The 15,476-nt window shown below is 67.8% G+C and carries 12 protein-coding genes and 1 pseudogene; 6 read left to right on the top strand and 7 right to left on the bottom strand.

The genetic code is table 11. The features are described 5' to 3' along the window. Nucleotides 1-7 precede the first annotated feature (7 nt). Entirely contained in the window at nucleotides 8-1,156 is a 1,149-nt protein-coding gene (locus tag QH196_RS31365; RefSeq protein ID WP_280419469.1) for a thiolase family protein, read from the top strand. Nucleotides 1,157-1,308: 152 nt separating this feature from the next. On the opposite strand, the gene QH196_RS31370 is transcribed toward QH196_RS31365, so the two are convergent. Continuing rightward, complete coding sequence (locus QH196_RS31370) at nucleotides 1,309-2,106, bottom strand: SDR family NAD(P)-dependent oxidoreductase (RefSeq protein WP_280419482.1); 798 nt, start codon at nucleotides 2,104-2,106, stop codon at nucleotides 1,309-1,311. A 317-nt stretch (nucleotides 2,107-2,423) separates the two neighbouring features. Here QH196_RS31370 and QH196_RS31375 point away from each other — a divergent pair, with 317 nt between their 5' ends. Next, on the top strand, nucleotides 2,424-3,920 hold the full coding sequence (locus tag QH196_RS31375) for an acyl-CoA carboxylase subunit beta (RefSeq protein WP_280419470.1): 1,497 nt from the start codon (nucleotides 2,424-2,426) through the stop codon (nucleotides 3,918-3,920). 234 nt (nucleotides 3,921-4,154) lie between these two features. Continuing rightward, nucleotides 4,155-4,874 carry an enoyl-CoA hydratase-related protein gene (locus QH196_RS31380; protein ID WP_280419471.1) on the top strand — a complete coding sequence of 240 codons (720 nt, stop codon included), beginning with the start codon at nucleotides 4,155-4,157 and terminating at the stop codon, nucleotides 4,872-4,874. A 100-nt stretch (nucleotides 4,875-4,974) separates the two neighbouring features. On the opposite strand, the gene QH196_RS31385 is transcribed toward QH196_RS31380, so the two are convergent. From QH196_RS31385 to QH196_RS31410, 6 genes and pseudogenes are all read right to left on the bottom strand, one after another. Further along, a complete protein-coding gene (locus tag QH196_RS31385) occupies nucleotides 4,975-5,370 on the bottom strand; it encodes an SDR family NAD(P)-dependent oxidoreductase (protein ID WP_280419472.1) in 396 nt (131 codons plus the stop codon). 49 nt (nucleotides 5,371-5,419) lie between these two features. Continuing rightward, nucleotides 5,420-6,961, bottom strand: coding sequence for an aldehyde dehydrogenase family protein (locus QH196_RS31390; protein ID WP_280419473.1), 1,542 nt, complete (start codon nucleotides 6,959-6,961; stop codon nucleotides 5,420-5,422). Nucleotides 6,962-7,233: 272 nt separating this feature from the next. Then, entirely contained in the window at nucleotides 7,234-7,662 is a 429-nt protein-coding gene (locus QH196_RS31395) for a DUF6653 family protein (protein WP_280419474.1), read from the bottom strand. Between the two features lie 192 nt (nucleotides 7,663-7,854). Further along, nucleotides 7,855-9,045 carry an acyl-CoA dehydrogenase family protein gene (locus QH196_RS31400; protein WP_280419475.1) on the bottom strand — a complete coding sequence of 397 codons (1,191 nt, stop codon included), beginning with the start codon at nucleotides 9,043-9,045 and terminating at the stop codon, nucleotides 7,855-7,857. Between the two features lie 199 nt (nucleotides 9,046-9,244). Next, complete coding sequence (locus QH196_RS31405; RefSeq protein WP_280419483.1) at nucleotides 9,245-10,456, bottom strand: acetyl-CoA C-acetyltransferase; 1,212 nt, start codon at nucleotides 10,454-10,456, stop codon at nucleotides 9,245-9,247. Nucleotides 10,457-10,585: 129 nt separating this feature from the next. Beyond that, nucleotides 10,586-11,209: pseudogene (locus QH196_RS31410) on the bottom strand (SDR family NAD(P)-dependent oxidoreductase); the annotation flags it as partial. Between QH196_RS31410 and QH196_RS31415 the strand changes: the two are divergent. Genes QH196_RS31415 through QH196_RS31425 form a run of 3 tightly spaced genes read left to right on the top strand, consistent with a single transcriptional unit; the run spans nucleotide 11,132 to nucleotide 15,365 of the window. Further along, nucleotides 11,132-11,941, top strand: a complete 810-nt coding sequence (locus QH196_RS31415; protein ID WP_280419476.1) for an NAD(P)-dependent oxidoreductase — start codon at nucleotides 11,132-11,134, stop codon at nucleotides 11,939-11,941. The pseudogene QH196_RS31410 and the gene QH196_RS31415 overlap by 78 nt on opposite strands. Before the next feature lie 60 nt (nucleotides 11,942-12,001). Then, on the top strand, nucleotides 12,002-13,651 hold the full coding sequence (locus QH196_RS31420; protein WP_280419477.1) for a coniferyl aldehyde dehydrogenase: 1,650 nt from the start codon (nucleotides 12,002-12,004) through the stop codon (nucleotides 13,649-13,651). A gap of 43 nt (nucleotides 13,652-13,694) precedes the next feature. After that, the gene (locus QH196_RS31425; protein WP_280419478.1) at nucleotides 13,695-15,365 is read left to right on the top strand and encodes an acyl-CoA synthetase; all 1,671 of its coding nucleotides are present in this window, start codon (nucleotides 13,695-13,697) and stop codon (nucleotides 15,363-15,365) included. The last annotated feature ends 111 nt before the right edge of the window (nucleotides 15,366-15,476 follow it).

Here is a 15,476-nt window from a genome sequence, read left to right on the forward strand (position 1 = left end):
TTTTCAGATGAGCAACGATGTCGCGATCATCGGTGTCGGCCTGCACCCGTTCGGCCGCTTCGAAGGTAAGACTGCGATGCAGATGGGCGCGGATGCCATCCGGGCCGCCTTGGGTGACGCGGGGCTGGAGTGGAAGGATATCCAGTTCGCGGTGGGTGGCAGCTGGGAAGTCGCCAATCCCGATGCCATCGTGAGCCTGATGGGGCTCACCGGCGTGCCGTTCACCAACGTGTTCAACGCCTGTGCGACCGCCGCCGGCGCCACCGAGGCCTGCGCCGACGCGATCCGGCTCGGCAAATACGATATCGGCATCGCGATCGGCCTGGACAAGCATCCGCGCGGTGCGTTCACCGTCGATCCCACCGTCGTCGGGATGCCGAAATGGTACGGCGAGAACGGCCAGTACCTGACTACCCAGTTCTTCGGTATGAAGGCCAACCGGTACCTGCACGATCACGGAATCTCCCAGCGCACCCTGGCCAAGGCCGCGGCGAAGAACTATCGCAACGGCGTGCTGAACCCGAACGCGTTCCGGCGTAAGCCGATCGCCGAAGACGATATCCTGGCGGCGCCGATGCTCAACTACCCGCTCACGCACTACATGTTCTGTGCGCCGGACGAGGGCGCGGCCGCCGTGATCATGTGCCGGGCGGACCTGGCACACCGGTTCACCGCCAAGCCGGTGTACGTGCGGGCGGTCGAGATCCGCACCCGCAAATACGGTGCCTACGAGGTGAATACGACCTATGCGCCGGTGCAAGAGGATGTCGCGCCGTCGGTCTACGCCGCCCGCGCCGCGTTCGAGTCCGCCGGTATCGCGCCGACCGATATCGACGTCGCCCAGTTACAGGACACCGATGCCGGTGCCGAAGTGATCCATATGGCGGAAACCGGTCTGTGCGCGCACGGCGACCAGGAGAAGCTGATCGCCGAGGGTGCCACCGAGATCTCCGGCTCGATACCGGTGAACACCGACGGCGGGCTCATCGCCAACGGCGAGCCGATCGGTGCCTCGGGGTTGCGGCAGCTGCACGAGCTGGTGTTGCAGCTGCGCGGCACCGCAGGGGAGCGGCAGGTGCCGAACGAACCCAATGCGGGCTTGGCGCTGCTCTACGGTGCGCCCGGAACTGCCGGTGCCACAATCGTCACCACCTGATGGGGCGCACCGTGGGTGTTTTCCGGCCGGGTACGACGGCGATCATCGTGGCGGGTATCGCCGGTCTCACCGCGGGAAAGATGCCGGCCGAGCCCGGCGGACGTACGCACCAGCGTGACGCGGCCCGGTCCACAGTGGCCGAACTCCCTTCATCAGGTGAAATCCGAGCCACCGTCGACATTGATGTTGGCGCCTGTCATGTACGAGTTGCGGCGGGAGGCGAGAAAGGCGACCACCGGGCCGATTTCCTCGGGTAGCCCGGCGCGGGGCATCTGGGCGGGATGCCCGAAATGTTCGCCGATCGCCGTCATGAGTTGGTAGGGGGCGGCACTGTCCACGCCGATCGAGTGGGCCCAGTTCTGCAGCGCCGGTGTCACGAAGGTACCCGGTGAGACCACGTTGACCAGGATCTCCTCCGGTGCCAGCAGTAGGGACAGGTTTTTGGAAATGCTGGTGACCATCGCCTTGGCGGCGGTGTAGGCCACCAGCCCTGTGCTCTGGCGCTGGGTGGAATGCGCGGAGAAGTGCACGATGCGGGCCCATTCGGCCCGGCGGAGCAGTGGCAGCGCGGCCTGGGCGCAGTGCACCATTGTCATCGCACCGTGATCGATCGCCTCGCGCCATTGGTCCGGGGAGAGGGTGTCGAACGTGCCCTGGACGTTCGGCCCGACCGCATTGACCAGTACGTTCAGCCGACCGCCCCAGCGGTCGTCCAGTTCGTCGAAGAGTGCGGTGACCGCGGCAGAATCGCGTACGTCCGCGGTCAGGCCGAACGCTTCTGGGCTGCCGCGCTCGGTGAGGTGGCGGGCGGCGTCCGCGACGCCGGTTGCCGATCGCCCGATCACCGCTACGCGGGCGCCCTCCTCGGCGAGGCAGCGCGCGGTGGCGAGTCCCATTCCGCTGCTGCCGCCCACCACGACCGCGGTTGCGTCAGCGAGTCCCAGATCCATCGTCGTGCACTCCCGTTCGTTCATCTGTACGGCGCTTGTTGTGCGTACAGGTCCAGCGTGCGAGCCGGGCCGTCCGGGTCGGCGGCGCCGCCCGTGCCCCTCCCCGAAAGGGGACTGTAAATACAACGGTATAAGTTACAGTACAGTGTGAAGCGGTGGCGCGGTATGCGGTGGGTGGGACGAAGTCACCGCCGAGGTCGCGGCGACAGTAAGTTCGACTACGACCGGACCCGCAGCCGGGCCGACCACACCGGAACCCGTATCCGCCGATCACAACCTGCTGCGATGAGCCGACCACTGCGCTGAGAGGGACAAGAATGACAGATGCGCGAGGCTGGAAGGAAACGCTCGAGGATCTCGACGGCCGCCGGGAGCGGTCGGCGGCCATGGGCGGTCCCGAGCGGGTGGCCAAACATCGGGCGAAGGGCAAGCTGACGGCGCGGGAGCGGATCACGCACCTGCTCGATCCCGGGACGTTTCAGGAGTTCGGCTCGCTGGTCGGCGGTGAGATCGCCGCTGACGCCGTCGTCACCGGCTCGGGCCTGATCGATGGGGCGCCGGTCATGGTCGGTGCGGAGGATTTCACCACCGTGGCGGGAACCATCGCGCCGGGCAGCAACGCCAAACGCTATCGCCTGGCCGAACTCGCCGTACGAAACAAGGTCCCGCTGGTGATGCTGCTGGAGGGCGCGGGGTTCCGGCCCACCGGCGCGCACTACGGACGGACCCCCACCGATCTGCTCGCCCAGGCCCGGTGTTCGGGCCGGGTACCGATGGTCACCGGGGTACTCGGCGCCTCGGCCGGCCACGGCGCGCTCATCGCCCCGGTATCGGATTTCGCGATCATGAGCCGGCAGGGCGCCATTTTCACCGCGGGCCCGCCGGTAGTCCGGGAATCGACGGGTGAGGACATCAGCAAAGAAGACCTCGGCGGCCCGGGTGTCGCGGTGCCGAGCGGCCTGATCCACAACCTGGCCGACAACGACGAGGACGCACTCGACGATATCCGGCGGTACCTGTCCTATTTCCCGTCCAGCGCATGGTCGTATCCGCCCGCGCTGCTCTCCGACGATTCCACCGAACCGCGGCCGACCCCCGAACTGCTGGACATCATCTCGCGGGACAACCGCAACACCTACGACATCCGGGCCGTCCTCGACGCGGTGCTAGACACCCCGGACTGGTTCGAGGTGCAGCCCGGCTACGGCACCGCGATCGTCTGCGCCCTCGCCCATCTCGGCGGGCATCCCGTGGCGGTGGTCGCCAACCAGCCGCAGGTACTCGCCGGCTCCATCGACGCCGCGGCCGCCGACAAGGCCGCGCATTTCATCTCGGTGGCGGATTCCTTCCACCTGCCACTGGTATTCCTCGCCGATAATCCCGGCATGCTGCCCGGCAGTGAATCCGAACGCGAAGGCGTGCTGCGCGCGGGCGCCCGGATGTTCGTCGCCCAGACCACGGCGACCACGATCAAACTGCACGTCACGCTGCGCAAGGCGTACGGGTTCGGTTCGATGGTCATGTCGCTGATCGGTTTCGACGATCAGACAGCGACCTTCGCCTACCCCGGCGCGACCATGGGGGCGATGAGCGCGGCGGCCCTCGGACTGGCCTCGGGCGCGGACGAAGATATCGCGGCGCAGTTGCGGGAGCGGGAACTACTGGCGTCCTACCACTCCGCCGAGCATATGGGTTTCGACGAACTCATCCGCCCGGACGAGACACGCGATGCCCTGCTGACCGCCCTGCGTCGCGGGATCTTCGCACGACAGGAAGTACCGCAACCGGTGACACGCTCGGCAATCGTTCCGTGAGCCGGGTGCGCATCCGGGGCGGACATGACCGCACGGGATGCAGCGCCGGACAACTCGATATCCCGTCGCAGTACTTCGCTGCGGTGTGGTTATGGCACAGTTTCGGGCAGCGACAAGCTCCTACCGCGAAGGACGAACGATGGCCGACCACCGACCCCGGATGACCGATGCCACTGCCCCGGGGGCCGTGTCGTGACCGGTCGGGACGCTGTCGTTGTCGAACGGCGCGGCCGTGTGCAGATCATCACGATGACGCGGGCGGCGAAACGCAACGCGATCGACCCATCGATCACCGCCGGTCTGGACGCCGCGTTCAACGAATTCGAGGACGATCCCGATCTGTGGTGCGCGGTGCTGACCGGCGGTGCGGAGTTCTTCTGCGCCGGCGCCGACTTGGCCACCGGCCCCGGGGAGCCCACGCCCCGGGGCGGAATCGCTGGGCTCATTCAGCGCCGCCGCACCAAACCCCTCATCGCGGCGGTCGAAGGGTTCGCGCTCGGTGGCGGCTTCGAACTCGTGCTGAGCTGCGACCTCGTCGTGGCCTCGCGGACCGCGCGATTCGGTTTGCCCGAGCCGAAACGCGGTCTCGTGCCGGATTTCGGCGGGGCATTCCGGGCTGCCCGGCTCCTGCCCGCGAACATTGCCCGGGAAATGCTGCTGACGGCACGGGACCTGCCGGCCCAGCGCGCGGAGCGCCTGGGCTTGGTGAACGAGCTGACCGAGCCGGGCGGCGCCCTCGACGCCGCCGTAGCCCTCGCGGAAGAAATCTGCGGCAATGCGCCGCTGGCTGTTCGTGAGGCGCTCGCCATCGTCAACCAGGAGATCCACGGAGACGAGACCGCGGCATGGGCACGTTCGAATGCCGCCCATCAGCGACTGTTGACCTCGCGCGATGTCAGAGAGGGGGTCGGCGCGTTCTTCGAGAAGCGGCCACCACGGTGGACCGGCGAGTGAAGCGAGCGCCTCGGTAGGTTGCGGCTACGAGGCGGCCGTCCTATCGCATGATCCCGCGAACACGCACATGCGGCCGGGTGAGACTATCGGCTACCGAGTTTCAGCGTTGGAAAACACCGACGAGGTCGGTGTCGATGGTGTCGGACCAGGACCGGATCGTCTGGCACTTGCCCATGGGAGCGATCCCGGCGTCGGCGACCACGATATCCAGCCGCCCCAAGGCCTGGACACCTTGCGCGATCGCGTTCCGCACCGCGCTGCGCTCGCGTACGTCGACGATGGTCGGACGCGCTCGCACGCCCGCCTTTTCGATCAGCCGGGCGGTTTCCTCCAGGTCTTCCGGCCGCGCCGGCGGGTAGGTATCGCCCTCGAGATCCGCGCAGATATCGGGGGCGATAACGCTCGCCCCCGCGGCGGCGAGTTCGACCGCGTGTGACCGTCCCTGCCCGCGTGCTGCGCCCGAGACCACCGCCACATTGCCATCCGGTTTTGCCACCGGACCGTCCTTCCGATTGTTCTGTGATCGTGTCTGTCTGTTCGAGTGGTCAGCCGCGGGCCGCGACCCGGTGACCGATGGTTTTCGTTTCGAGGTACTGCTGGAAACCCTCCAGGCCGCATTGCCGGCCGACACCGCTGTTCTTGTAGCCGCCGAACGGGGCGTCGGCGCCGTAGTACATGCCGCCGTTGACCCCGACGGCCCCGGTCCGGATCCGGCGCGCGATACCCATTCCGCGGTCGGCCGAGGCGGACAGCACCGCACCGGCGAGACCGTATTCGCTGTCGTTGGCGAGCCGTACCGCCTCGTCGTCGTCGGTGAACGGCGTCATCACCAGCACCGGACCGAAGATCTCCTCCCGCGCGATGGGCAGGCTCGGGTCTTCGCAGACGAATACGGTCGGTTCGACGTAGTGGCCGTCGGCCAGATGGGGCGGCAGGTCCTTCGGCGTGCCGCCGCCGATGACGAGGCGGGCGCCGTCGCGGACCGCCCGGTCGTAGGCATCGAGTACTTTGGTGCGCTGGGTCGCGCTGATCAACGGCCCGACCATGGTTTCCGGCAGCGCCGGGTCGCCTATGGGTACCGCCTGGAATGCGGCCGCGACACCGCTGATCATTTCGTCGAACATTGATCGGTGCACCAGCATGCGGCTCGTCGCGGCGCAGGCCTGTCCGGCGTGCACGCAGACACCGGCCGCGCTGCGCAGCGCGGCCCGGGGGTCGGCGTCCTCGCATACGATGAGGGCGGATTTGCCGCCCAGTTCGAGAAATGTCCGCTTCATGGTGTCGGCGCCGCGGCGCATGAGCATGCGGCCGACCGCGGTCGAACCCGTGAAGGAGATGAGATCGACGCGCGGATCGGTGGCCAGGAGTTCGCCGACCTCGTTCGACGGGGTGGGGACGATATTCACCACACCGGCGGGGAAATCGGTGCGCTCGGCGACTAGCCGGCCGAGCCGGGTCGCGTTCCACGGCGTGTTCGGGTCCGGCTTCAGCACGACCGTATTGCCCGCGGCCAGCGCCGGGCCCAGTTTGTTGAGCATCACCTCGACCGGGAAGTTCGACGGGCAGATCGCGGCGACCACTCCCACCGGCTCCTGGACAACCGTGCGGACGTTGCGGTCACCGAACAGGCCACCGCCGGACAGTTCACGCTCCCACTGGAATTCATCGATCAATCCTGCGGGGTAACGCAGCGCTTCGGCCAGCGGCCAGTCCAATTGCGCGATCCGCGTGGTGGCGATGGGGCAGCCGACCTCGGCCACGAGTTCCTCGCGCAGGAATTCGCTCTCGGCTTCCAGCGCCTGCTGTAGTTGTTCCAGGCAGCGCTGCCGCAGTGCTCGGTTCGTGGACCAGTCGGTCCTGTCGAAGGCGTGCCGGGCCGCGGCGATCGCGCGGAGCATATCGCCGGCGCCGGCCGCGGCTGTACTGCCGAGCACCTGGCCGGTGGCGGGGCTGACGTTGTCGAACGTTTCGCCCGAGGCGGCCGCTACCAGCTCCGCGCCGATGAGCATCCGGGATTCGGCGCGTTCGCCTGCCCGGTGGCCCAGTTCCGTACTGGGGGCGTTGTGCTGCCCGTCGACCTCGTTCATAGCGTCCTCCTGCCCCGCGGCGCACGATGCTCGCGGACCATATTACGGTATCGATAACCGTATAGATTACAGTATGGTGAATGTGTCGCACGGGCATCTCAGGTGCGCTTGCCCTGGCCCAGCGACGGCGGTCGAGTGTGCGAGGAGCGCACTGGCGTGCAGGCGTTTCCCGGAGCAGCACGAATTCCCTCGGGCGCCGCTCGGGTGTGGCTGTCGAGCGGCGGCCGGTATCCCTGCCGAATATCCGCCTCCGTCGCTGATGAAGCGATCCGTCAGGCAGCATCCCGAACTTTGTCGTAGAGGTCGGCGTAGCGCAGCCAGCAGCACAGCGTGAGCATCATCGAGGCGGCTGTGCCGAGCAGGGCAGGGGTCTTTCGTCGATGCCAGGCGGCCAATATCGCACCGCTCAGGGCGGCGAAACCCAGAGCGTTCAGGACGAGGATCGTCCGGTCGAGGTCCGGATCGGCGACCCAGCTTTCTTCGCCGAGGATGGCCCGGGTCGCGAGCGAGGTCCGATCGGCGGGTTCGGGTGTGATGATCGGGTTGATGGCGAACCAGACCAGAACTCCGGCGGTCACGTCCGTCCGCCGGGTCCAGGGCGCCGCGACCACCAGTGGCGTGGTCAACAGCCGAGACCAGGCGCTGATCGGGTGGGCGTGCCGGGCGAAGATTCGATGACGTAGCTGCTGCGGACCAGTCATTGCCGTCCATCACCGCCTGCCGCTGCTGACGCGGCCGATCGTATCGCGGGCCGCGCGAACTCCGGCGCCGTGCATGCCCGGCGGTCTCGGAGAGTCGACCGATGGGCAACGCACGTGCCGGCGCGGGTATCGCTCATACTTGTCGACGGTAGTAGATCGTGACCCCGATGAGGGGTGATAAACAGCCGGTTCTCACAGGCGGTAGTCGCGCATGACTCCCTTGGCGATGATGCGTTTCTGGATTTCGCTGGTGCCCTCGCCGATGAGCATGAAGGGGGCCTCGCGCATGAGGCGTTCGATTTCGTATTCGGTGGAGTAGCCGTAGCCGCCGTGGATGCGGAAGCTCGCCTGGGTGACCTCGTTGCAGAATTCACTGGCGAGGTATTTCGCCATTCCGGCGGCGACGTCGTTGCGTTCGCCGGAATCTTTCAGGCGGGCGGCGTTGACCATCATGAGGTGGGCGGCTTCCACCTTGGTGGCCATTTCGGCGAGAGAGAATTCGATGGCCTGGTGTTCGACGATCGGTTTACCGAAGGTGGAGCGCTGCTGGGCGTAGCGGGAGCCGAGTTCGAAAGCACGCAAAGCGATTCCGCAGGCACGGGCGGCGACATTGACGCGGCCGACTTCGATCCCGTCCATCATCTGACGGAAACCCCGGCCGCTGACACCGCCGAGAACTGTATCGGCGGCGGCGGGGTATCCGTCGAACAGCAATTCGGTGGTGTCGATGCCCTTGTACCCCATTTTGTGGATTTTTCCCGGAATGGTGAGCCCGGGGGCAACCGTGCCGTAGCCGGTGGGCTTTTCGACCAGGAATGTCGTGAGGTTGTCGTGGGGTTTCTCGTGGCCTTCTTCGGTGCGGACGAGAACCGCGACGAGGTTGGCGGTGGAGCCGTTGGTGATCCACATCTTGCGGCCGTCGATCGTGTAGTCGCCGGCTTCGCCGCGGACGGCTTTGGTGCGGATTGCGGCGACATCGGAGCCCAGTTCGGGTTCCGACATCGAGAACGCGCCGCGGATCTCCCCGGTGGCCATTCGGGGTAGGTAGGTTCGTTTCTGTTCTTCGGTGCCGTGGTGGCGTAGCAGGTAGGCCAGGATGAAATGGGTATTGATCACACCCGATACGCTCATCCAGCCGCGGGCGAGTTCTTCGACGCACAGCGCGTAAGTGAGCAGGGATTCGCCGAGTCCGCCGTACTCCTCGGGGATCATGATCCCGAACAGCCCCATCTCGGCGATCCGATCGACGATCTCCTGGGGGTAGGTGTCGGTGTGTTCGAGTTCCTGGGCGTTCGGGATGATCTCCTTGTCCACGAAGGTGCGGACGGTGGCCAGAATTTCGTTCTGAACATCGGTGAGCCCGTGCGTGCGTGCGAGTTTCATGGGTTCGTCCGTTTCGGGGAGTCGGTCGCGCCGGCCCACAGGATACCGGTGAACCGCAGGCCCAGGGACAGCTCGGGAAAACGCCGGCGCCGAGCGGCAGTCGTCCAGTCATGACCGTTTTTGCAGCACACATATTCGGCGTCCGTTACGGGGCCGTTCGGGTCGATAGAATCGGCGACCGATTGCGGCGTGGGCACCGTCAGACCACTTTCTCGAAGATCGCGGCCAAGCCTTGGCCGCCGCCGATACACATGGTCTCCAGACCGTATCGCGCGTCGCGGTGGTGCATCTCCCGGGCGAGAGTGGCCAGCATCCGGACACCGGTGGCGCCCACCGGGTGGCCGAGCGAGATGCCGGAACCGTGCACATTGATCCGTTCGAGGTCGGCGGCGCCGAACTTCCATTCGCGCAGCACCGCCAGTGCCTGGGCGGCGAAGGCCTCGTTGAGTTCGATCAGGTCGATATCGGCCAGGGTGAGACCGGCCAGGCCGAGCGCAGCCTCGGTGGCGGGGACCGGGCCGATCCCCATCACCTTCGGCTCGACACCGGCGACAGCCCACGAGGTGAGTTTCACCAGTGGGGTGAGGCCGAGCTGTTCGGCGCGGTCGCGGGTGGTGACCAGGCACATGGCGGCCGCATCGTTCTGGCCGCTGGAATTGCCCGCCGTCACTGTCGATTTCGGGTCGAGTTCGGCGCGTACCGGTTTCAGCCGGGCCAATGCCTCGACGGTGGTGTCCGCGCGCGGGTGTTCGTCGTGCTCCACGACGTTCCCGCCGTCCCGGGACCGGACCGTGGTGGGCACGATCTGCTCTGCGCAGGCGCCGCTCTCGGCCGCCGCGACGGCGCGCTGATGGGAGCGCACGGCCAGCTGGTCCTGCTCGACGCGGGGAATTGCGTAGGTGCGGCGCAGATTCTCCGCGGTCTCCAGCATGCCGCCGGGTACCGGATAGTGCTGCCCGCCCGCGGTTTCGCGCCCCCGCACCAGACTGTCGTGGATCCGGACACCCCCACGGGCACCGCCCCAGCGCATATCCAGGGAAAAGAACGCGGCATTGCTCATGCTTTCGGCGCCACCGGCGACTACCAGGTCGTGCGATCCGCTGCCCACCTGCAGCACCGCCTGGATCACGGCCTGCAGACCGGACCCGCAGCGGCGGTCGATCTGCATACCGCCCACCGTGACCGGCAGACCGGCGTCGAGGGCGACGACCCGCCCGATGGCCGGAGCCTCGCTGGACGGGTAACAGTGGCCGACGATGACGTCCTGGACGAGCGCCGGGTCCAGTCCGGTCCGTTCGAGGAGGCCGCGCAGCGCGGTGACACCGAGTTCGACCGCGCTGAGCCCGGCGAACATCCCGCCGTAACGCCCGATCGGGGTGCGGACCGGTTCGCAGATCACTACTTCACGCATGGGCTCAGTCTCCAAGAGTAGGAAAATCGGCGTGCAGAACGGTATGGGTCCGCGGGTCGCCGCCGCGGTCGGCTGTGCTGGTGAGGGCGACGGCGAGGTCTCGTCGCCACCCATCGGCGTGGCCGGCGCCGGGTGCGCGCTGTTGACCCGGATACTGTGTCGGCCGAGTTCGGCGGCCAGTGCCTGGGCCATCCCGGCGACGGCGTGTTTGCTCGCGGCGTAGTACTCCATGAACGGCCGCGTTTTCATGTCCGCGGCGGGGCTGATCAGGATGATCGAGCCACCGTGACCGCCGTCGACGACGTGGCGGGCGCCGGCGGCGACGATGTTCCGGGGACCGGTGACGTTGATATCGATGACGTCCCGCCACGATTCGGCGGTGATCGCGTCCCAGGTCCGCGCGCACGGCCGCGCCGACCGCGCGGGCTCGGCGAGGAGCCAACCAAAAATACATATTGTAGTCAATATCGTAAGTGCAACGGTATTGCAGGCGAAACGGTGAGGTCCGCCGGGTCCGGAGTCGAGTTGCGGTTCGTGCCGGTGGAATGTGCGAACTGGCCCCGGGCCCGCTCGGGCAGTGTTACTGTTGCTGTTACTGGATATCTCTCTGTCCGGATATTGTGCCGCCCGGCCGCGCGGCGGCGAACTCGGGCCGATCGCGAGTGAGGAGCGCCGATGTCGCAGGTCGTCGGGTTTGTCGGGGCGGGCCGTATGGGGGAGCCGATGGTGTACCGGCTGGTCGCCGCGGGCCACCGGGTGCAGGTGTACGCCCGGCGTGACTCGGTGCGAGAACGGCTGCGCGAAGGCGGGGCGGCGGTGGTCGATTCCGCCGCCGCGGCCGCATCGTCGGCCGATATCGTGATCGCCTGCCTGTTCTCCGATGCCCAGCTCGTCGAGGTCCTCGCCGGACCCGGCGGGGTGCTCGCCGCAGCGCCGCGCGACGCGGTCGTGGTCTCGCATACCACCGGCACGGTCAGCACCGTGACCGAACTGGCCGCCGGCCATCCCGGCGGCCCGATGCTGCTGGACGGGCCGGTGAGCGGTTCGGCCGACGATATCGCCGCCGGAAAACTCACCGTGCTACTCGGTGGTGACGCGGACGCGGTCGCGCGGGCCCGGCCGGTGCTCGAATCGTATGCGAGCACCGTTATCGCGACCGGTGCGCTCGGCACCGCATTGAGCGTCAAACTGGTGAACAACGCTCTGTTCGCGGCGAACGCCCAGATGGCCGCCGCCGCACTCGAACTGGGCACCCGCCTCGGTATCGGCGAGCAGCAGCTGCTGGACGCCCTGGCCGTATCCAGCGGCCGGAGCTACGCGGCCGGTGCGATCGGCCGCACCGGCGGGCTGGTGACGTTCGAACAGGTGGTGGCCCCCTTCCTCCGCAAGGATGTGGCGGCCTGCCGGGCGGCGACGGCGGATCTGGGCATTGATATCGGCCGGCTCGGCGCCGTGATCGACGGCGGTCCCCTGGACCTCGGCTGACAGTGCGTACGTCAACCTCTCTCCACCGCCCGGCGGCGGGAGCTACCTCGGAGCGTTTCGATGAACAGCAATACCCCGGAGATACCCGTGGAAGGGGCCGAGACCGTACAGGCGGGCGAGCGCCGCGAGCCGGCCGCGACCCTGGCGGCCCAGCGGCAGGCGTTCCTGCACGAGGGCCCGCCGAGTGCCGAGGTCCGCCGGGATCGCATCGACCGGCTGGTCGCCATGGTCCTGGACAACACCGATGCCTATGTCGACGCGCTCGTCGCGGATTTCGGTACGCGCTCCCGGACCGGCACTCTGTTCGCCGAGATCATGGGCATGCTCACCGCCATCGAATACGTCCGTTCCCACCTGACCCGCTGGATGCGGCCGCGGCGGCCGGACCGGGCGGCCCGCCTGTACGGGATCCGCGCGGAGGTCCGGCCGTCCCCGCTCGGAGTGGTCGGGATAGTCGGCCCCTGGAATTTCCCGCTCAACCTGGTGATCCTGCCCGCCGCGACCGCGTTCGCCGCCGGGAACCGGGTGATGATCAAGATGTCGGAGATCACCGCGCACACCGCGGAACTCACCCGGCGGCTCGCGGAACAGTACTTCGACGAAACCGAGCTCGCGGTGGTCACCGGCGGTCCAGAGGTGGGCGCGGCCTTCACCGAACTGCCGTTCGACCACCTGTTTTTCACCGGTTCCACCCGGGTCGGCCGGCTCGTACAGCGGGCCGCGGCGCACAACCTGGTTCCGGTGACACTGGAGCTCGGTGGGAAAAACCCGGTGGTCGTCTCCGCCGACGCCGATCTCACCCGGGCCGCCGAGCGGATCGCCCGGGCACGGATGGTCAACGGCGGGCAGGTCTGCGTCTGCCCGGATTACGTGCTGGTGCCGCAGGACCGGATGGAACCCTTCGTCGACGCCCTGGCCGGTGCCTGGCGGCGGATGTTCCCCGAAATCATCGGCAATGACGACTACACCGCGGTGGTGAACACCGCGAACTACGAGCGGGTCGTCGGGCTGATCGACGATGCGCGCGAGCGTGGCGCCCGCGTGGAGTCGATCGCTCCGCCCGGCGAAGCCCTGCCCGATCCGGAGCTGCGCAAGATCGCGCCGACGATTGTCCGGGAGGCGGCCGACGAAATGGCCATCACCTCGGAAGAGGTGTTCGGTCCGGTCCTCACCGTGTTGCCCTACCGGGAACTGAACGAGGTCATCGACTACATCAACCGGCGGCCCGCGCCGCTGGTCGCCTACTGGTACGGCCCGGACCGGGCCGATTTCCGTACCTTCGTCTCGAATACTCGCAGCGGCGGGGTGGCCCGCAACGAATTCGCCATCCAGATGTTTCCCGACGACGCACCGTTCGGTGGCGTCGGCGAGAGCGGGATGGGCGCCTACCACGGCAAAGCCGGATTCGACACCTTCAGCCACCATCGCACAGTGGTCGGCACCGACCTGCCCGTACCGATCACCAGCCTCGCCGCACCACCCTTCGGCCGGTGGACCGAGCGTCTCATCGGTCTCGCACTGCGCCGTGCCCGCCGACGCGTCCACCGGCGGCTGCGCACAGCTCCGGTCCCACTGACGACGGACGGCCTCACCGCGTCGGCCGTCCACCCTCTCGCGACGCCCACCACCGACGGCCAGGTCACGCCGCCCGCCACACCCCCGGCGGCCGAGCCCGCTACAGGTAGCCCGGACACAAATCCCCGGACGTGATCCGGCCTGCGCCATCGCGAACCAGACGAACGAGGAGTCACCGTTGTCCCCAACTTCTGCGACCGGAACCGAACCACAGTTCACACTCGTATCCGCCACCGATACCGCCGCCGCCGTGATCCCGGACCGGGAACTGATCGTGCAAGGCGAGCGCCGGCACACCTACGCCCAGGTCGCCGACCGTTCCCGGCGCCTGGCGGCCTATCTGCACGCCCAAGGGCTGGGATGCCGTACCGAACGGCCGGATCTGGCGAATCACGAAGTCGGCCAGGATCTCCTGGGCATCTACGCCTACAACGGGCCCGAGTTCGTCGAAAGCATGATCGGCGCGTTCCGGGCGCGGGTGGCGCCGTTCAATGTCAACTACCGCTACGTCGAGAACGAATTGCAGTACCTGCTCGCCGATTCCGGCGCCACCGCGCTGGTCTACCACGCCGCGTTCGCGCCGACACTCGCCGAGGTACTGCCGGACCTGCCCGGTCTGCGGGTGCTGATCCAGATCGCCGACTCGTCCGGTAACGACCTGCTCGACGGCGCCGTCGACTACGAAACGGTGCTCGCCGCCACCGAACCCGAACCGCTACCGGTCGAACCCTCCCCGGACGACCTCTACGTGCTCTACACCGGCGGCACCACCGGAATGCCGAAGGGTGTGCTGTGGCGCCAGCACGATATCTATATGGGAGCCTGCGGCGGCCGCGATGCGAGCAGCGGCGCCACGATCGCCTCCCACGACGAAATCGCGAACCGGGCGCGCGCCAATCCGGGGATGAAACTGATGGTGATCCCGCCGCTGATCCACGGCGCGGCACAGTGGGCGGTGCTCACGGCCATGACCACCGGCCAGACGATCGTGCTGCCCTCGGTCACCGACCGCATCGACGCCGACGAGATCGTGCGCACCATCGAACGGGAGAAAGTTTCGGTCGCCATGGTGGTGGGCGATGCGCTGGCGCGTCCGGTGCTGGCCGCCGTGGAAGCCGGTGGCGCGGATATGTCTTCGATGGTGGCGCTCGCCAACGGCGGTGCGGTGCTCAGCCCCGCCGTCAAAGAACGCTGGATCGCGGCGGTGCCGGGTCTGGCAGTGCTCGACGGTGTCGGTTCCTCGGAGACCGGTGCGCAAATGCACCACGTATCCGCCGCCGGATTCGTCTCGACCGGGAAATTCTCGGCGGGCGCCGATACCCGGGTTGTCGCTGAGGATTTCGGGTCTGTGCTGGAGCCCGGCCACGACGGGATCGGCTGGCTGGCGCAACGCCGGTTCACCCCGCTCGGTTACAAGGGCGATGCGAAAAAGACCGCCGCAACGTTCCCGGTGATCGACGGCGTGCGCTACGTCCTGCCCGGCGACCGCGCCCGTCTCCTCGCCGACGGCTCGGTCGAACTGCTGGGCCGCGACTCCATGACCATCAACTCCGGCGGCGAGAAGATCTTCGCCGAGGAGGTGGAGATCGCGATCTCCTCGCATCCGGCCGTGGCCGATGTGCTGGTGGTGGGCCGCCCGAGCGAGCGCTGGGGCCAGGAAGTAGTGGCCGTCGTCGAACTCGTCGAGGGCGCTACGACCGGTGCCGACGAGTTGATCGCCCACGCCGGGCAGTCCCTCGCGCGCTACAAGCTTCCGAAAGCCGTAGTGTTCCGGCCCGAGATCATGCGCAGCCCCGCGGGTAAAGCCGACTACCGCTGGGCCCGTGAGCAGGTGGCAGGCCAGGCCTGACTCACCGCCGCGGGGCGGGGGGCAGGGGGGCCGCGCGCCCCGCGCGCGGGCCCGGGGCGGCCAGGCACAGCACCAACCACCGGAGGACGCCGGCCGGCAGCCCCACCACAC

It is taken from the genome of Nocardia carnea (genome assembly GCF_029868325.1).
Lineage (GTDB): Bacteria > Actinomycetota > Actinomycetes > Mycobacteriales > Mycobacteriaceae > Nocardia > Nocardia carnea_C.